The sequence below is a fragment of the Aliivibrio sp. 1S128 genome (assembly GCF_001691065.1).
GTDB lineage: Bacteria > Pseudomonadota > Gammaproteobacteria > Enterobacterales > Vibrionaceae > Aliivibrio.
In genome coordinates, this window is sequence record NZ_MAJV01000189.1 from 1 (window position 1) to 595 (window position 595).

A 595-nucleotide genomic window follows, 5' to 3' on the forward strand; every position below is an offset into this window, starting at 1 on the left:
GTTATGCAGGCGTTATAAATACGGGTAAGTTATTCATAATAAGGACATTCAATGAATCAGATTAATATCCAACACTTTAAACATCCTTATGCCGAATTTGTGCTTGGCTCATATGACGGTAAGCTTTGTCTTTGTGACTTTCGATATCGTAAAATGAGAAGTACAGTTGATGATCGTATTAAGCGCAGCCTTAATGCTGAATTCGTAGAAAGAAACGACGATGTTTTAGAATCTACCAAAACGCAACTTGAAGAATACTTTCTTGGTGAACGAAGTGTTTTCGATATTCCTTTATTACTGGTTGGTACGGATTTTCAAAAATCGGTGTGGGACGCATTAAATAAAGTGAAATACGGTGACATTGTAACGTATCAAGATTTGGCTTTATCAATTGGCAATGAAAGCGCGGTTAGGGCGGTTGGAAATGCTAATGGTGCAAATGGATTGGCAATTATAATTCCTTGTCACAGGGTAATTGGCAGCCAAGGTGAGCTTGTTGGCTATGGTGGCGGTTTATCATTGAAAAAACGCCTTTTAGAATTAGAGCAGAATCTCTTCATCTAAGTCTAAATAGTATTTATAACAAATGCATCAA

1 protein-coding gene is annotated in these 595 nt (G+C 37.0%); it reads left to right on the plus strand.

Annotated features, from left to right (window positions below; genetic code table 11):
• Positions 1-51 precede the first annotated feature (51 nt).
• Complete coding sequence (locus A6E03_RS19740) at positions 52-564, plus strand: methylated-DNA--[protein]-cysteine S-methyltransferase (protein ID WP_062689741.1); 513 nt, start codon at positions 52-54, stop codon at positions 562-564.
• Positions 565-595 lie beyond the last annotated feature (31 nt).